Source organism: Sphingobacterium endophyticum, from assembly GCF_009733535.1.
Taxonomy (GTDB): Bacteria; Bacteroidota; Bacteroidia; order Sphingobacteriales; family Sphingobacteriaceae; genus Sphingobacterium; species Sphingobacterium endophyticum.
The window spans coordinates 1-15,679 of sequence record NZ_SMMI01000018.1 but is presented as its reverse complement, the minus strand read 5'-3'; the positions used below and the strand labels follow the sequence as shown (position 1 = coordinate 15,679).

The 15,679-nt window shown below is 33.6% G+C and carries 15 protein-coding genes and 1 riboswitch; of the genes, 10 read left to right on the top strand and 5 right to left on the bottom strand.

The annotated features are described in order from the left end of the window. Position 1: 1 nt before the first annotated feature. The 7 genes from E0Y80_RS17490 (at position 2) to E0Y80_RS17460 (ending at position 5,971) form a co-directional block, all read left to right on the top strand. On the top strand, positions 2-1,687 hold the full coding sequence (locus E0Y80_RS17490; protein ID WP_156308970.1) for a RyR domain-containing protein: 1,686 nt from the start codon (positions 2-4) through the stop codon (positions 1,685-1,687). 52 nt (positions 1,688-1,739) lie between these two features. Then, positions 1,740-1,832: riboswitch (TPP riboswitch) on the top strand. A gap of 56 nt (positions 1,833-1,888) precedes the next feature. Next, on the top strand, positions 1,889-2,698 hold the full coding sequence (thiM, locus tag E0Y80_RS17485) for a hydroxyethylthiazole kinase (protein ID WP_156308969.1): 810 nt from the start codon (positions 1,889-1,891) through the stop codon (positions 2,696-2,698). Next, positions 2,682-3,314 (top strand): thiamine phosphate synthase, encoded by a 633-nt coding sequence (thiE, locus tag E0Y80_RS17480; protein WP_156308968.1) that lies wholly within the window; start codon positions 2,682-2,684, stop codon positions 3,312-3,314. The genes thiM and thiE overlap by 17 nt, the downstream gene beginning before the upstream one ends. After that, positions 3,311-4,150, top strand: coding sequence for a bifunctional hydroxymethylpyrimidine kinase/phosphomethylpyrimidine kinase (thiD, locus tag E0Y80_RS17475; RefSeq protein WP_156308967.1), 840 nt, complete (start codon positions 3,311-3,313; stop codon positions 4,148-4,150). The genes thiE and thiD overlap by 4 nt, the downstream gene beginning before the upstream one ends. Beyond that, positions 4,137-4,796 carry a thiaminase II gene (tenA, locus tag E0Y80_RS17470; protein ID WP_156308966.1) on the top strand — a complete coding sequence of 220 codons (660 nt, stop codon included), beginning with the start codon at positions 4,137-4,139 and terminating at the stop codon, positions 4,794-4,796. The genes thiD and tenA overlap by 14 nt, the downstream gene beginning before the upstream one ends. 152 nt (positions 4,797-4,948) lie before the next feature. Next, entirely contained in the window at positions 4,949-5,362 is a 414-nt protein-coding gene (locus E0Y80_RS17465) for a CBS domain-containing protein (RefSeq protein WP_156308965.1), read from the top strand. 144 nt (positions 5,363-5,506) lie between these two features. Beyond that, positions 5,507-5,971, top strand: coding sequence for a copper resistance protein NlpE (locus tag E0Y80_RS17460; protein WP_156308964.1), 465 nt, complete (start codon positions 5,507-5,509; stop codon positions 5,969-5,971). A 74-nt stretch (positions 5,972-6,045) separates the two neighbouring features. On the opposite strand, the gene E0Y80_RS17455 is transcribed toward E0Y80_RS17460, so the two are convergent. Beyond that, on the bottom strand, positions 6,046-7,083 hold the full coding sequence (locus tag E0Y80_RS17455) for a quinone-dependent dihydroorotate dehydrogenase (protein ID WP_156308963.1): 1,038 nt from the start codon (positions 7,081-7,083) through the stop codon (positions 6,046-6,048). Between the two features lie 52 nt (positions 7,084-7,135). Between E0Y80_RS17455 and E0Y80_RS17450 the strand changes: the two genes are divergently transcribed. Further along, the gene (locus tag E0Y80_RS17450; protein ID WP_156309027.1) at positions 7,136-9,046 is read left to right on the top strand and encodes an ABC-F family ATP-binding cassette domain-containing protein; all 1,911 of its coding nucleotides are present in this window, start codon (positions 7,136-7,138) and stop codon (positions 9,044-9,046) included. A 102-nt stretch (positions 9,047-9,148) separates the two neighbouring features. Then, positions 9,149-9,760 (top strand): DUF4126 domain-containing protein, encoded by a 612-nt coding sequence (locus E0Y80_RS17445; RefSeq protein ID WP_156308962.1) that lies wholly within the window; start codon positions 9,149-9,151, stop codon positions 9,758-9,760. Here E0Y80_RS17445 and E0Y80_RS17440 read toward each other — a convergent pair. From E0Y80_RS17440 to E0Y80_RS17425, 4 genes are all read right to left on the bottom strand, one after another. Next, positions 9,741-10,715 (bottom strand): 1-acyl-sn-glycerol-3-phosphate acyltransferase, encoded by a 975-nt coding sequence (locus tag E0Y80_RS17440; RefSeq protein ID WP_156308961.1) that lies wholly within the window; start codon positions 10,713-10,715, stop codon positions 9,741-9,743. The genes E0Y80_RS17445 and E0Y80_RS17440 overlap by 20 nt on opposite strands. A 70-nt stretch (positions 10,716-10,785) precedes the next feature. Continuing rightward, complete coding sequence (locus E0Y80_RS17435) at positions 10,786-12,570, bottom strand: ABC transporter ATP-binding protein (RefSeq protein WP_156308960.1); 1,785 nt, start codon at positions 12,568-12,570, stop codon at positions 10,786-10,788. A gap of 49 nt (positions 12,571-12,619) precedes the next feature. After that, a complete protein-coding gene (locus E0Y80_RS17430) occupies positions 12,620-13,576 on the bottom strand; it encodes a polysaccharide deacetylase family protein (RefSeq protein ID WP_231596087.1) in 957 nt (318 codons plus the stop codon). A 113-nt stretch (positions 13,577-13,689) separates the two neighbouring features. Further along, positions 13,690-14,172 carry a hypothetical protein gene (locus E0Y80_RS17425; RefSeq protein WP_156308959.1) on the bottom strand — a complete coding sequence of 161 codons (483 nt, stop codon included), beginning with the start codon at positions 14,170-14,172 and terminating at the stop codon, positions 13,690-13,692. A 262-nt stretch (positions 14,173-14,434) separates the two neighbouring features. On the opposite strand from E0Y80_RS17425, the gene ychF reads away from it, so the two are divergent. Beyond that, positions 14,435-15,535, top strand: coding sequence for a redox-regulated ATPase YchF (gene ychF, locus E0Y80_RS17420; RefSeq protein WP_156308958.1), 1,101 nt, complete (start codon positions 14,435-14,437; stop codon positions 15,533-15,535). The last annotated feature ends 144 nt before the right edge of the window (positions 15,536-15,679 follow it).

The following is a 15,679-nucleotide window of genomic DNA, read 5'->3' as shown; positions in this document are numbered from 1 at the left end:
TATGAAGATAACAAGAAGACAAAAAGGTCTGTTAGGAATAGTATTTGTAGTATTTTTAATTATCATTTCATGGATTGGATTATCTAAATTTTATCCTGAAAGTAACTCTTTACGATATTTACCAGATCGAATCTATAGAATAATAAAAATTGCATTTGGAAGTGATCCGTCGGGATCGGGATTAGAAGCTAATAACGTTCCTTGGGAATTGATAGTAGCTAAAATCTGTACTATAGGAATCCTTATTTTCGGAGCTTATAAAATCATTCAAAAAATCTTTTCAGAACAATTCAAATTATTAAAAGCATCCTTTAAAAAAGATCATGTAATATCGGTCGGAATTTCGAAAAAGGGTCGTCATCTATTTAAAAGCCTCAAAACGGATTATAATCAAAAGGGAGTAGCCTTAGAAAAAGAAACAGATCATGCAGACATCATTTCGGTACAAAAGATGGGGCATATCGTCATAATTGGTAATGCAGAGGAAGAAAGCACTCTCTTGGAGGCAGGGATTAAAAGAGCATCAACTTTCATTGTATTCTTAGAAAACGAACAAACTGTCATAGAAATTATTGAAGCTGTACAAGATATTTATGATGATTCAAAATGTCAAAACCATTTGAATTGTTACTTGCATATTAGCAATCCGAGGCTTATAGATTTGGTGAAAAATACGGGAATACATTTTCAGAACAACAATATTAAATTACATTTTTTTAATATTCATAAAATGTTGGCTCGTCAGTTCTTTTCCCAAATTCCTTTGGACCTAAAAAAACAGGGAAGTAACCTCAGTAATATCAAAAAAATTGTTTTCCTTGGATACGGTGAATTTGCGAAGGCAATGCTTGTACAGTCCATGAGAATATTTCATGTTTCAACAGAAAATAAACTTCAAATATCTATCTATTCGGAGAATAAAGAGAAAGACAGCAATTATTTTAATGAACAGTATCCCAAATCTCAGCATATTTTCCCGATTAGTTTTCATTCCTTTCAAGGCACCTTTAATGAAATTATTGAAGAAGAAGAATTACATTCAAAAGGTAATGAAACCTTATTAATAATAGCTTTTGATCAAGATCATGAAAATCTAAACGCAGCATTAGAATTATTAAATAGAACACAACTGCATAATTTTCCGATTTATGTACTAAATGCTGAAGGTATTGGTTTAAGGAAATTAATACGCTCCTCTGAGGTTTCAGATAGGATTAAATTCTTTGGCCAAATGGAAGATATCTGTAATGCTGAATTCATTACAGGCAAAAAACAAGACCAACTGGCACAGGCAATACATGATGATTATAGGAAATTATTATCTGGAGCAAGCTCCGAAAGTTCCATTTATACCTCAGATTGGGAAACTTTACGAGAAGATGCAAAAGACGCAAACCGTGCCCAAGCTGACCATATTCTTTATAAATTCTTATTAACGGGCAAGGACTGGCCAATAAAAGATCCAAATCAAATTACTTTTACAACTGAACAAGTTGAAAGATTAGCAATCATTGAACATAATAGATGGATGGCTCACCGCTATATTAATGGTTGGGATTTTGGTCAAGTAAGAGACGATAATTTAAAGCTTCACCCCTCCTTAATCCCATGGGAGATTTTGAGTGAAAGTGAAAAACAAAAAGATAGAGATACTATCCTTCGAATAAAATTATTATTAAATTCATAAATTGAGCATACCTCCTACAATTTGACTTTACAGATTGTTTGGACTATATTTGATTTGGCTTTAGGGGTATTCTGAAAAGAATTGAGAGAGTCCCTTTGAACCTGATACGGTTAAAACCGGCGTAGGGAAAAGCAATATAACGCTTGGCAAAACAATGCCCTTCCCTCCCTTTTAACCATTAATGATTATAAAATTTAATTAATGGAAAACAACATTTATAGATTGCTAACCCAAGTTCGAGAAAAAACGCCCCTCGTTCAAAATATCACCAATTTCGTTGTGATGAATAATACAGCCAATGCATTATTAGCATTAGGAGCCTCTCCTATTATGGTTCATGCCCAAGAAGAAATTGATGAAGTTCTTGGATTCTGCAACGCCTTAGTCATTAACATTGGAACTTTGAGCCAAGTTTGGGCTGATAGTATGTTACATGCTGCAAAATTGGCTAATAAAATTGGTAATCCCTGGATACTTGATCCGGTTGGTGCAGGTATTTCTTCGTTGCGTAATGAAACCTTAAAACAACTCCTTGAATTAAGACCTACTGTAATTCGTGGCAATGCATCAGAAATAATCGCCTTACAAAATTTCAATTCTACTGGAGGCAAAGGTGTGGATAGTACGGAATCAAGCTCTACCGCTTTAGACGCGGGGATTCATATTAATAAGACTTATGGATCCATTGTCTGTATCTCTGGGGAATTGGACTTTATTATTTCAAATGATGAGATTTCAGAAATTGCAAATGGTCATATTATGATGACTAAAGTAACTGGTCTAGGTTGTACAGCTACAGCAATTACTGGTGCTTTCCTAGGATTAAATAATGATCCTTATCAAGAAGCTGTTGCTGGAATTGGAATTACTAGCCTAGCAGGAGAATTAGCTTCCAACTTATCAAAAGGTCCAGGTTCCTTGCAACTTCATTTATATGACTCCTTATATAACCTAAGCAAAGAACAGATTTCGGAAAACCTGAAACTAAAAAGATATGCCAATCCATCCTGAATTCCCATATCCACTTTATCTCGTGATTTCTAAGAATGACTGTAAGGAATTAAACTGGTTAAAAGTGGCAGAAGAAGCCATTTTAGGAGGTGTCGATATTATCCAATTAAGAGAAAAGGACATCTCATATCAAGATTATCTTGCAAAATCAATAGCGCTCAAAAAGTTAACTGATAAATACCAAATTCCATTAATAATCAATGATTCTGCAAGTATTTCAAACGAAATTGACTGTTGGGGTGTACATGTCGGATTATCTGATGTACAGCCAATTGAGATAGCTTCTCAATATGGACATAAAATGCATATTGGATGGTCCTTAGAATATCTTAATCAGCTAAACAACGAGCAAATTGTGGCCACGCATCATTTAGGGGTTAGTCCAATATTTAAAACTCCCACAAAAACGAATACAGTCACTCCTTGGGGAATTCAAGGCATCGAAAATTTGAAGGAGAAAACACAAAAACCATTGATTGCAATTGGAGGTATGAATAGAACAAATGCAAAAGAATCTTTCAATGCGGGAGCTAACAGTATAGCTGTTGTTTCTGCCATTTGTGGCAGTACCGATCCAAGGAAGGAAGCACAAATATTAAAAGAATTATTGAAATGAATTTAAATAAAAAATATGCAGTGCCTACTGTACTCAGCATTGCTGGTTTCGATGGAAGTGGAGGTGCTGGAATACAGGCAGACAGCAAGACTATATCCTCTTTAGGTTGCTATGCAATGAATGTCTTAACTGCATTACCAATACAAAATACCCAAGGTGTCAAAAATATATTTGAAATCCCTGATGATGCAATTCGCGAACAGATGGCCTGCATTTTCGAGGACATTTATCCTGATAGCATCAAAATTGGAATGGTTCACAGTTCAAAGTTAGTGGAAATAATAGCTGAGTTTTTAAAGGATTATAAAGGACCTATTGTCTTCGATCCTGTTATGGTTTCAACTAGTGGTCATAAACTAATCAATGATGATACCATTCAATTCATAAAGGAATTACTATTTCCTATTTCAACGGTGATTACTCCCAATTTAGATGAAGTGTCTGTCTTAGTAAATGAAAAGGTATCAAGTTTAAAATCAATGGAAGAAGTTACTGATAAGATTTTATCCTTAGGTTGTAAAGCTGCATTATTAAAGGGTGGACACCTAAATTCGGATATTCTTACAAGCATCCTTATTCAACAAGAAAAGACTGCCCAATATTTTGAATCAAAACGGATTGATACTATCAATACACATGGTTCTGGTTGTACTTTATCATCAGCTCTAGCAGCATTTCTTGCTCGAGGTTATAATTTAGAACAATCCACCGAGTTAGCTCTTGAATATGTGAATAGCGCTATTTTAGGTAGTAAGGACATTTTGATTGGAAAAGGACATGGACCTTTAAATCATTTTTTTAACCCTCAAAAATTAATTAAATATGAAATGGACTGATCAGGCATGGAATAACATACATGAATTATTTCTAGAAATTATTAACATGCCTTTTATAAGTGAGTTAAAAGATGGAACGCTGCCTTTGGAAAAATTTCAATTCTATATGCTACAGGATTCAAAATACTTGGAACATTACGGAAGAGTACTCGCTGCTTTAGGGTCCAAGGCAAAAAATAACCAAATGGCTTTAGATTTTTTCGATTTTGGAAAAAATGCATTGATAGTTGAAAGTGCTTTACATGAAGGATATTTTAAAGATTTTGGACTTCAAGATAATCAAGACATTATTATTGAACCGGTTTGTCATCACTATATTCATTTCTTAAAAAGCACTATAGCTTTTGAACCAATTGAAGTATCTATTGCTGGTATTCTTCCTTGCTTTTGGATCTACAAGGAAGTAGGTGACTACATCATTGAAAATCAATCAAAAGATCATAATCCATATGCAAATTGGATAAATACATATAGTGGTGAAGAATTTGCAGAAGGTGTAAAAAAAGCGCAGGATTATACAGATTGGATGGCAGATAATACAACTGAAGAAATAAAAAACCAAATGTTTGAGGCATTTCAAACAGCTAGTATTTTAGAATATAGGTTTTGGGAAGCCGCATACCATCAAGTTACTTGGAAAAAATAATAATTTCTAAAATCTAAATCTTAAAATACGAAAATTATTTCAAAATAATATGGCAAAAGATCATATCTATAAGTAATTTTTATCCTGTGAATGAAACTTAATGATCTTGATATTTGAGTATAGAAAATCGAAAACCATTAATAACAAATATCATGAAACAAAGGGTTCCAATTTCACAAATAATGACAAAGGAGTTAATAACCTTAACACCGAAGGACAGCCTCTATGATGCTGAGAAATTATTTATTAAACATAACATTCGCCACCTTCCCATCGTAGAAGGTCAGAAATTAGTTGGGGTTGTCAGTTACTCAGATTTATTAAAAATAAGTTATGCAGATGTAACTGAAGAGGACGATATTGAAGCCGTTGTATATGACATGTACACAATTCCGCAATTAATGGCTAAATCGCCAGTTACGGTTAGTCCAGAAACAAATATCAAAGATGTCGCAGAAACATTATCAAAAGTATCCTTCCATTCCATACCAATAGTTGAAGGAGAAGATCTTGTAGGAATAGTTACAACGACGGATTTATTAAAGTATTTCATAAATCAATATTAAAATTGGTTTATAATTAAAAAAATGCTGATGCTAAAAATTTAGTTCTAGCATTTTTTATTTTATAAGAAAATTAATTGTAAAAAATTTTTTATGTAATTCCAATTGGCTTAGTTTTTGGGTACATTTGTTCAAAATAATTTTTGTATGAAAAACCTTTGGTTATTGGCAAGTGCCACCGCATTAATATCTTTTGCTTCATGTACCTCGAACGCAAAAAAACAATTGGAATCTACAGACTCAAGTTCAATGGGAATTTCCGATTCTACAATAGTCGATACAACGCATACTTCACAAAATTCGGTTGATTGGGCAGGTAATTATACTGGAGTCATTCCTTGCGCTGATTGTCCAGGTATTGAAACAACAATTACATTGAATCCTGATGAAACCTTTAGTTATAAAGGTGTTTACCAAGAAAGAGATACTAAAGTAGAAGATACTGGTAAATTTATGTGGCATAATAACGGTAGTGTGGTTCATTTAGTTGGAAAAGAAGTAAATATGAAACTTAAAGTTGGTGAAAATCAATTATTTTCTTTAGATCAAGAAGGAAATCCAGTTGATGGACCACTTAAAGATAAATATATCTATAAAAAGGTCGTTCAATAAAATGAAAAAGGGAAGTTAAAATTTAACTTCCCTTTTTATATGTTAATAGGCATCATTTAATTCCACCCATTTTATTATTTACTTCTTTCCTTCAAAATTCCTTTGCAGATCTCTCCAACCAAACCAGGTCCCTGGTAAATGAATCCCGTATAAATTTGAACCAAACTAGCTCCGGCATTTAATTTCTCAATAGCATCTTCTGCCGAATGTATGCCCCCTACTCCAATGATTGGAAATGCCTTTTCTGATTTATCAGCTAAATATTTTATAACCTCAGTTGAACGTCTCGTTAGAGGCTTACCACTTACGCCTCCTGGTTCCTGTACCAACATTCGATGACTTTGTAAACCCTCCCTCGCGATGGTCGTGTTTGTTGCTATTACTCCAGCAATCTTAGTTTCCAAAACGATTTCTACGATATCATCTAATTGTGTGAAGGTCAAATCTGGCGCAATCTTTAAAAGAATAGGTTTGGGATTTGGTTTTTCTAAATTTAATTGCTGCAATGTATTTAATATGTGCATCAATGGGCCCTTTTCTTGAAGATCTCGAAGTCCCGGAGTATTTGGAGAACTCACATTGACAACAAAATAATCAACATATTCAAAAAGTGCTTTAAAACAATATATGTAGTCATTAACAGCCTCTTCATTTGGTGTAACCTTATTTTTACCTATATTTCCACCAATTAAGACTCCATTTTTTTCTTTTAAGAATTTCAATTTTGCAGCAGCAACTTCAGCTCCTTTATTATTGAATCCCATTCTATTAATGAGCGCCTGATCATCAATCAATCTGAACATCCGAGGTTTATCATTACCAGGTTGAGGTTTTGGTGTTACAGTTCCAATTTCTATGAACCCGAAACCTAATCTTGCCATATCCTCAATATATTCAGCATTTTTATCAAATCCAGCTGCTAACCCTACAGGATTTTTAAAGGTTAAGCCAAAAACCTTTGTTTCTAATCTAGGGTCATCAACACTATACAATGATTTTAATAATGCTTTTGAACCCCAGATTTTATTAAAAAATTTCAATCCTGAAGTCACCGTATGATGTGCCTCCTCAGGGTTCATGGAAAAGAAAAATGGTTTAACTAACTTATACATGACTGCAAAGGTAGCCAAAGATGGAGAAATATTCATTACTTTTGCACCCGAAATGATATCTATAAACAACTTAACTTTCGAAATTGGATCAAGGGCCTTGTACGATGAGGCAAACTGGCATATTAAACCTGGTGATAAAGTGGGTTTAATCGGTGCAAATGGCACTGGTAAGTCAACTTTATTAAAACTTATCGTAGGAGAATACAGCCCGACAAGCGGAACTATTTCTATGGCTAAAGACCTAAAACTAGGTTATTTAAACCAAGATTTATTATCATATCATTCCGAAAAAAGCATATTACATGTTGCAATGGAGGCCTTTGAACGCCAAAACCAGCTGCATAGTGAAATTGAAACGCTTCTAAAAAAATTAGAAACAGATTATTCTGATGAAATCTTAAATAAACTAAGCGATAAGCAGACAGAATTTGAAGCATTAGATGGATATAGTATCGAATTCCGTGCACATGAAATATTAGCCGGATTAGGATTTTCTGAGGAGGAACAACAAAGACCTTTAGCAACATTTTCTGGAGGTTGGAGAATGCGGGTAATGCTTGCTAGAATCCTACTTCAAGCACCTGATATACTATTATTGGACGAACCTACCAACCACTTAGACCTACCTTCTATCAAATGGTTGGAAACTTATTTACAAAGCTTTGAAGGAGCAATCGTTATTGTTTCACATGACCGATACTTTCTTGATAAAATTATTAATAAAACAGTTGAATCAAGAAAAGGTAAATTAACCCTTTATGCTGGAAACTATACATTCTATCTAGAAGAGAAATCACTTCGTGGCGAAATCCAAAATAACCAGTTTAAAAATCAACAGGCAAAAATTAAGCAAGAAGAACGTTTAATTGAACGTTTTAGATCTAAAGCTAGTAAGGCAAAAATGGTGCAATCACGTATTAAAGCTTTAGATAGAATGGAAAAAGTTGATGAAGTTGACGACGATAACCCTGAAGTAAATTTCAGCTTCAAATTTTCGAAACCATCAGGAAGACATGTGGTGACCATGGAAAATATTTCCAAATCTTATCCTAATGTCCATATCCTTGAAAAAACAAATGGTCTCATTGAAAAGGGAGACAAAATAGCTTTAATTGGTGCTAATGGTAAGGGTAAATCAACCTTATTAAGAATTGTGGCCGATGCTGACAAGGATTTTGACGGATCTAGCTCGAAAGGACATAATGTTTCTCAAACATTCTTTGCTCAACATCAGCTCGAAGCTTTACACTTAGAGAACTCAATTCTTCAAGAATTGGTGACATTTGCTCCAAAACATACTGAAACAGAAATACGATCAATTTTAGGTAGCTTCCTTTTTACTGGAGATGATGTTTTTAAAAAAATAAAAGTTCTTTCAGGTGGAGAAAAATCTAGAGTAGCCTTGGCTAAGGCTTTAACAGCTGACGCAAACTTCTTGGTATTAGATGAGCCAACAAACCATTTGGACATGGCTTCCGTTAATATCCTTATCCAAGCTCTTCAGCAATATGAAGGTACATTTATAGTTGTATCCCATGACCGGTACTTCCTGGATAATGTTGCCAATAAAATTTGGTTCATTGAAAATAAAGAAATCAAAGAATATCCAGGTAATTATAAAGAATTTGATGAATGGAATTCTAAAAGAGTAATAAAACCCGATGTTAAGGAAGTAAAAAAAGTTAAAGAAGAACCTAAAAAAGAAAAAGCTCCGCCTTCAGAAGATTTAAAGAGAATTCTTCAAAAGAAAAATAAAGAATTGAGCTTACTAGAAGGAAATATTGAATCTCAGGAAAGGTTTGTTAATCAATTAGAAGTTGAATTAGCACAAGAAGATATCTATTCTAATGCTGCTAAGCTTCAAGAACACACGAGAAATTACAATTCTGAAAAAGCTAAATTGGAGTCATTACAACAAAATTGGGAATCTTTAGCTGAAGAAATTATGAACTTAGAAGCATAATAATTCAACAATAATCTTTGGAAAGGGATTGATTTAATTATCAGTCCCTTTTTTACTGTAGATTTGGCTGGAAATTTGTTGTAATTAACTTAAAACCAAGCAATGACCGAGTATCTACCTTTGTTAATCTCCTTGTTTATTGGAATTGGACTTGCGGCTGCAACTGGATTTAGGGTATTTCTTCCTATCTTCTTCCTTAGCCTTGGAACATATCTAAAAATCATTCCATTAGATTCTAGTTACTCCTGGATTGGTACTCTTCCTGCCGTAATAGCAACTGGAATTGCCACCATAACCGAGATTATAGCATATTATATACCTTTCGTTGATAATGTTCTGGATAGCATTACAGTTCCTTTGGCGACTATTGCTGGTTCTATGCTTTTTGCATCTCAATTCACAGAAATAAGTTCATGGATCCAATGGTCTTTAGCGATAATAGCGGGTGGAGGAACCGCGGCTACAATTAGCTCTGTTCTTGCAGGAACTCGAGCAGCATCTTCTGGAACTACCGCAGGAATCGCAAATCCCATCATCTCAACAGTAGAAACCATCAGCTCAACTTTAATGAGTGTGTTCGCCATTTTCCTGCCATTATTGGCAGGAATATTAGTTGTGATTATATTATTCTTAGCCTTTAAATATGGAAAGAAAATATTAAACAAAATTAAAAGATCTCCTAAACAAAATCATTTTAAGGATTCAATTTATTAACTCTTTCTTCAAGCACGACCTCTCCTTTTCTTATTGGCTGATAATGTGTCCAGCAATATGATAAAAAGGGCAACAACACAAAAAATAACATTCCAATCCAGAATCCAAATATATTCCCTACAATTAAGCTTATAATAAATACTAGCAAAGGATAGGTAAATAATAGAACGCCGAATAAAAGCGAATCAAAAAAGATGGTATTATCCGTTTTTTTCTTCACTTGATTTTTGGCAATTTGATAAAACCAATTATGAGAATAAAATCCTAACATTGCAGGAATTTTCATCCATGACCTTTGATTAAGAATCTCAGGATTTTCACTATTAAATTCATTTTGCATTTTCCCCTCAAGTTCTTCCCTGACCTTGTTTATTAATTCAGTAGTCATAACTTCTGAATTATTCAAATAATCTGTGCTATCTATAGGAGCCAATGCCTCCAGAGCAACTGACTTAGGGATAAAATCAAATGAATTGTAAGAAATAACATATGGTTGTATTTGAATGGGAACATCCATTTGAACAGCCCTTTGTACAATAGAACTTAGTCCAGTTGTCATGAATGGACGTAATTCTAAATGATTTCGAGAAACTCCTTCTGGGAATATTAATAATTTTCTACCCATTTTCAATTGATGCACACATTCATCATATGTAAATGCATTGCTTATATCAGAATCTTCAACATCATGTTTTTTGTAGATAGGTAGCATAAACAATGTTTTTAACGCCCAATTTGCTAATGGTTTGGCAAAAATATCACCCCTAGTTAAGAAACAAATCTCACTTGGTTGATGAATTGTGATCACCAATGCATCAAAGAATGAATTAGGATGGTTAGACACTATGATTGCTGGATCTTTTGAAGCAGCTAGTTGAAGATTTTTTAATCGCCAGTCAGAAACATACCAGTTTAAGCCTAGTTTAACAAAGGACCGTAGTATGGGGTAAAGCATAAATTAATATTCTCTATTATTAGAATCTTAATTTTTCATTAACAAAAAACACGCCTAAATTCCTAAAAAACTAATCTTCTTTCATAGACTCTGTAATCTTATGAATATTTAAGCTATTTGCCATTGCACTGAAAATCTTATAATACGTTCCGTGAAGGTCAAACAATTCATCATGCGTTCCATCCTCCACAACTCTACCCTTTTCCATAACAATGATATGTTCAGAATCAATTATCTGAGAAATACTATGTGAAACAATAATAACTGTTCGTCCAACCTTAATCGCATCTAAACTATTCTTAATCTGCTCAGTTGCAATCGCATCTAAATTTGCTGTAGGTTCATCTAAAAATATGATTGGTGGATTCTTCAAAAACATTCTCGCAATTGCAATTCGTTGTTGTTGTCCTCCAGAAAGTAAATGCGCTTCAGAATCATAGCCATGTGGAAGATCTAATATCTGATCATGGATCGAAGCCTTCTTTGAAGCCTCTATTACCTCCTCCATATTCGCTTCTGTTTTCCCATATCGAATATTATCAGCAATTGTTCCTTTAAAAATGTGATTCTTTTGCAAGACAAGCCCAATATTTTCACGCAAAAACTCAGTATCATATTCCTTTAAATCAACTCCATCTAAATAAATTGTTCCTGTAGTCGGTTCATAAAATTTATCCAGCAAATTAATTATTGTACTTTTTCCTGCTCCTGATAATCCGACCAAAGCTGTATTCTGATTTGGGCATATTTTCATACTAACATCAGTCAAGGCTTGGTAACCATTCGGATATGAAAAATCTACATTTTTTATTTCGATCAATCCCTTAATATGATCAGGCCTATATTTGCCGGATGGTTCTTTCTGTCCTTCGTCCTCCAAAATCCCAAAAAAACTTTCAGAATAAATCAATGCATCATTGACTTCATCATATATTCTATGAAGTTGTCTGATTGGTGCTGAAACATTATTAAAAAGCATTATATGAAACATTATGGCTCCAATTGACATTTGTTCAGTCAAAACAAAATAGGCAGTAAGAATGATGACAATTACAACTCCAATTTGCTCGATAAAACCTTTAATACTTTCAAAAATAAAGGAAGTCTTTCGAGTGGCCATTTGATTTTCAGTCATCTCAAACTGAATCTCCTTATGTTTTTGAGCCTCCGTTTCTTCCCTTACAAAAGATTTGATTACAGTTATAGAATCTATTAGGTTAATTAACTGATTGCTTTTATTCTCCCTATACTGCCTCATATTCCTCCGAAAACCAGACAATCGCTTTGCTTGCAATTGAGAAACATAAAAATAAATCGGAATAATAAACAAGCCTACTAGTCCCACATAAAAATTTGCCAAAAACATACAAACCAATGCGACTATAGCATTTGCAAACAAAGGAAGGATATCTATAAAGAAATTTTGAACTAACCGCGTTAAAGAACTGATACCAGCATCTATTCTAGTTTGTAATTTACCTGATTCATTGACACTAGAAGTGTAAAATGCCATTTTATACGTAAGGATCCTGTCAACAATTGCTTGGGAAAAATCCCTAGCGATCATAATTCTTAATTTTTCACCATAATACTTCTGTCCAAATTGAACGATAGAATACACTATCTCTTTCCCTAATAAAATGGCAGAAATAATTCCTAAAAGATATAACCCCGTGCGGAGCGGGGTTTTATTCACTAATAAATTACTAATGGTATCAACCGTGTACTTTAAAATAAATGCATTGACTTGAGCAGCAAATGAACCAACAACTGTCAAAATCAATGTATAGAATATTAAATTCTTATACGGTTTGGTAAATGGTAATACTTTTTTAAAGAGTTGGGAAATGGTCATAAAAGTTAAACTAAATTGAATTCAAAAAGTTTAAACCAAGCCCAAAACATTAATATTTTATAGGATAATTTGCTATAAAGTCAAACTTATAATCCTTGTGTTGCTTTAAACTATCGATCAAATTGCTCAATAATTGTTGTCCTTTTTTATTTTGAAACATATCATCATGCATCAATAAAACAATATTATTTGGTTTTAAAGTAGATTTATTTCCTAACATGTTACGGATACGACCATACAATTCTTCTACACTTTGAACAGGCTTTCCAGTTAACCCATTAATTTTCCACTCCACATCCCATCCGTAGATTCGATAGCCATTTACTCCAAGTAAATCAGCCGTTTGGCTACCCGAAGTTAAATCAACACGTCTAACATCGTCGTATAACCAGATGTTTCTTCCAGGCATCCTGACAATTTTATGCTTTAATCCTAATTCCTCTTCGCATTTTTCAAAATCTGCAACAGCTAATTCAGGATTGCTATAAAATACATGAAATTTATTAGCAGCATGAGAAAAACTATGATTATAACAATCTACTAAAGGATTGTTCATATAACGTTCGAAATCACGCTTTAATCTTTTACTCATACCAGCATGTTTTCCAACCAGAAACGTTGAAATTTTTATGTTTTTGGAAGTAATTATAGAATCAATTGCCGAACTACCAATTAAAGGTCCATCATCAAAAGTTAAATAAATATGTTTATCCTTCTTATTTAATTCTCTATAAATCGAATCCCTTAGCATCTTTTTGGCCAGTTTCGGATCCACTTTATTAATAGAATCCAAAGGTGGAAATTGAATTTTTCCTTTATTTAAAGAATCCAAAATATCCATCAACTTAACGGTATCTTTTTGAATTTTCGTGTTCTTACCCGCAACAACATCTGTGGAATCACCCAACTCACTAGAATTTGTGGAACCAACAATAGAATTGCACGAAATAACGAAAATAAGGCTGGATAATACGGCAATACAAACGACAAAAGTCTTCTTCAACATAGCCAAATGGATCATTTAAAAATTTTTACAAAACTAAAAATATTTGTCGATAAAAGAAAGGGACTTCAACTGAAGTCCCATCCCATTTTATCCCTATATTATAATTGCTATTCTTAATGATGTCTGCCTTTATTCCAACGCTTTTCCATTTTCTTGTGGCGTTTGTAATGCTCTTTTTCCATTTTACGGTAGTGTTTGTCAGATTTATGATAATGACGTCCTCCATCTCTAATTGCTACTTGAGAATAATTTCTTGAATACCCATGGTAGCGATCATAATAACGATTGTGATTTCTCCATGGTCTTGATTCGTTAATTACAACTTTATAAGTTCTATGGAAATCCCTACCCCTATATCTTCTTGGTATTGAACGATTTGAAATCCAAGTCCGACCGTCATAATAAGTATAATATCTGTTGGAAACATCATAATACATATCAAATTCTGGCATGTAATAATATCGCGCATATTCATAACCTACAGGTCCCCATGAAGGTTGTACCCCAATATTAAAACTTACATTTACTTGTGCTTCTGCTGGCTTAACAAAAAATAAGCCTCCTAAAAATAATGCTACGTAAAATAACTTTTTCATAAATACCTCCTTATATATTTAGGACCAATTTGTCCGTATATTTTATTGTTCTGACACCCATTTCATTCTTAAGGATTAATTCAAAAATGTTAAAAAATGTAAAAAACCAACTACAACACTCATAATCAATAACTTATTCTTCACAAAAATGTCATATTATAAAACTTTTAAAAATGATTAACGTATGAAAAATACTCTTATTCTACTGAGGTAATCTATGTTCATTTTGTTATCTTTGTCGCAATTTTAACAAAATAGCATTATGGCATTACAATGTGGGATAGTAGGCCTACCAAACGTAGGAAAATCAACCTTATTTAACTGTTTATCAAACGCTAAAGCTCAAGCTGCAAACTTTCCATTCTGTACAATCGAACCCAATGTGGGAGTAATTACAGTTCCGGATGCACGCTTAAATAAATTAGCTGAACTAGTAAACCCTCAAAGAATCGTTCCTAATACCATCGAAATCGTAGATATCGCCGGTCTTGTTAAAGGTGCTTCTAAAGGTGAAGGTCTCGGTAATCAATTTTTGGGTAATATCCGTACTACTAACGCCATCATTCATGTGTTAAGATGTTTTGATGATGGAAATGTCATCCATGTTGACGGATCCGTAGATCCAATCCGAGATAAGGAAATTATCGACACTGAATTACAACTTAAAGATTTAGATACGGTAGTGAAACGTATTCAAAAAGTTGAAAAAATGGCAAAAACAGGTGGAGACAAAGATGCTAAGAAAACTTTTGAAGTCCTTTCTGTCGTTAAAACCCATCTGGAATCAGGTAAATCAGCAAGGACAGCCCCAATTTCAGAAGATGATTTTGAATTTATTGATGATTTAACTCTTTTAACCGTTAAGCCTGTCCTTTATGTATGTAATGTAGATGAAGCATCAGTAAACACTGGAAATGCTTACGTAGATAAAGTAAAAGAAGCTGTAAAAGATGAAAATGCTGAGGTTTTGGTTATTTCTGCTCAGATCGAGTCTGAAATTGCACAATTGGAAGATTACGAAGAACGTAAAATGTTCCTAGAGGATCTTGGCCTTGAAGAATCAGGTGTTCACAAATTAATTCGTGCAGCCTATTCCTTATTAGATTTGGCAACTTATTTCACAGCTGGGGTTCAAGAAGTTCGTGCATGGACGATTGAAAAAGGATATACTGCCCCTCAGGCTGCTGGTGTAATACATACCGATTTTGAAAAAGGTTTTATACGTGCTGAAGTAATTAAATACAATGACTTCGTACAATTCGGTTCTGAAGTAGCAGTCAAAGATGCTGGAAAATTATCCGTTGAAGGAAAAACATATATTGTTGAAGATGGGGACATTATGCACTTCAGGTTCAATGTTTAAATCATAAAAAAAAGCGGCTTTACTAGTAGTCATGGTCGGAAGAAATTCCGACCATTTTTTATGTTTTAAAAACTTTACCTGGGTCGCCTCCTGCAAATATGATTAGAATAGCAGTTATCATATCCCGGAGCTCCATGGCTATTC